Annotated in this window: 2 protein-coding genes; both read left to right on the forward strand. The window is 62.8% G+C overall.

From position 1 onward, the window contains the following. On the forward strand, window positions 1–1,243 hold a 1,243-nt coding region (gene rsmB / locus A3754_RS24375; protein WP_063521586.1), incomplete at its 5' end, for a 16S rRNA (cytosine(967)-C(5))-methyltransferase RsmB. Further along, window positions 1,240–2,557, forward strand: a 1,318-nt coding sequence (gene trkA, locus A3754_RS24380; RefSeq protein WP_063521587.1) for a Trk system potassium transporter TrkA, incomplete at its 3' end; no start/stop codon positions are given. The genes rsmB and trkA, both read left to right, overlap by 4 nt.

Consider the following 2,557-nt stretch of genomic DNA (forward strand, 5'->3'; position numbering starts at 1 on the left):
CGAAAGCCTGCGCGAAGTGCTGCGCGACTTTCCCCTGCAAGGCAGCGACGGCGGCCAGATGCGCGATATCTGCTTCGGCGTATGCCGTCACCTGCGCCCGCTCAACCACTGGCTCAACCAACAGCTCTCCAAACCGCTCAAGGCCAGCGCCCAGCCGGTGCGGCTGGCACTGCTGGCCGGCCTCTATGAACTGTGGTTTAGCGACCGCCCGGCCCACGCCATCGTCAATGCTTACCCGCAGCTATGCCGCAAGCTGAAAGCCCCCTGGGCCGCCGGCCTGAGCAATGCGGTACTGCGCAAGGCCAGCCAGATCACCATTGAACAAGCCGTGGCCGACGCCCCCGCCAACATCCAGCTGAGCCTGCCAGATTGGCTGTTTAAACGCTGGCAAAAAGATTGGCCCGACGACGCCGACGCCATGGCCCGCGCCAACCTGCAAACACCGCCGTTCACCCTGCGGGTGAATCGTCAGCAGCAACAACGCGCCGATGCCCTTACCGCCCTGGGTGAGGGCGCCCGTGCCGGCAGCGTTGCCCCTTACAGCATTTACCTGCAGCCCGCCCGGCCGGTATTTCNGCTACCCGGTTTTGAGCAAGGTGCCCTCTCGGTGCAGGACGAAGCCGCCCAACTGCCCGCCGAATTGCTGCAGGCCCCGGCCAACGGCCGCATTCTGGACGCCTGCGCCGCCCCCGGCGGCAAAACCGGGCAGCTGCGCGAGAAATTCCCCGCCACAGACCTCACCGCCCTGGAGCTGGAAGGCAAGCGACTGGCCCGCATCCGCGAGAACCTGGCGCGACTGGGCACCGACGTCACCCTGCTGCAAGGCGACGCCAGCGACCCGCAATCCTGGTGGGACGGCACCCCCTTCGATGCCATCCTGCTGGACGCACCCTGCTCCGCCACCGGCATCCTGCGCCGCCAACCCGATGTGAAATGGCACCGCAAAGCCTCGGACATTCCCGCACTGGTTGATTTACAAGCACGCATGCTGGATGCACTATGGCCGCTGCTCAATCCCGGCGGCATGCTGGTGTATGCCACCTGTTCGGTGCTGCGCGACGAGAACGACCATCAGGTTCGTGACTTCCTGCAACGCCAGCCGCAGGCCCGGGATGTGACGCCACGGCCGGAAGGGGCCACAATGGTGGACGCAGGGTGGCAGCTGTTCCCGGAACAACACGGTCCGGACGGTTTCTACCTGGCTTGCCTGCGTAAAGAATCGGGGGCCCGACTCAGTTCATGAAAATCATTATTCTCGGTGCCGGCCAGGTGGGCGGCACTCTGGCCGAAAACCTGGCCAATGAACGCAACGACATCACGGTCATCGACACCGATGATGAGCGCCTGCGCGAGCTGGGTGACCGCCTGGATATCGGCACCGTGCGCGGCATGGGCTGCTACCCGGCAGTACTCAAGGAAGCCGGCGCCGAAGACGCGGACATGCTGATCGCGGTGACCAACTCTGACGAGGTCAACATGATCGCCTGTCAGGTGGCTTACTCCCTGTTCCGCACCCCCTCCAAGATCGCCCGCATTCGCACCGCCCACTACACCAGCCGCTCGGAAAAACTGTTCAACGAAAACGCCCTGCCCATTGATGTGATCATCAGCCCTGAACAGGTAGTGACTGACTACATCAAGCGCCTGATTGAACATCCTGGCGCCCTGCAGGTGGTGAACTTCGCCGGTGGCCGGGTACAGCTGGTGGCAGTGCGCGCCTATTACGGTGGGCCGCTGGTGGGCAACGAGCTGCGTGAATTGCGCAAACACATGCCCAACGTGGATACCCGCGTCGCTGCTATTTTCCGCCGTGGCCGACCGATCATCCCGGAAGGCAACACCGTGATCGAAGCCGACGATGAAGTCTTCTTCATCGCCGCCAAGAACGACATCCGTGCGGTCATGAGCGAGCTGCGCCGCCTGGAGCATAACTACAAGCGCATCGTGATCGCCGGCGGCGGCAACATCGGTTACCGGCTGGCCAAGACCATTCAGCATCGTTACAACGTCAAAGTGCTGGAGCGCATGCCCAAACGGGCGGAATGGCTGGGCGAGAAACTGCATCAGACCGTGGTGCTGCAAGGCCTGGCCACCGACCGGGACGAACTGCTCAAGGCCAACATCGAAAACACCGATGTGTTCTGCGCGCTCACCAACGATGACGAAGCCAACATCATGGCCTCCTTGCTGGCCAAACGGCTGGGCGCCCGCAAGGTGATGACGCTGATCTCCAATCCGGCCTACGTGGATCTGGTGCAGGGCCACGACATCGACATTGCCATTTCACCCCAGCAATCCACCATCGGCAGCCTGCTCAGCCATGTGCGCCGGGGCGATGTGGTCAACGTTTATTCCCTGCGCCGGGGCGCAGCGGAAGCCATTGAAGCGATTGCCCATGGCGACGCCAAGTCGTCCAAAGTGGTAGGGCGCGCCATCGATGAAATTGATCTACCGGAAGGCACCACCATTGGTGCAGTCGTGCGCGGCGAAAAAGTGCTGATTGCCCACGACCATGTGGTGATCGAACCGGACGACCACGTAATCCTGTTCCTGATCG

This window comes from Alcanivorax sp. HI0083, assembly GCF_001635175.1.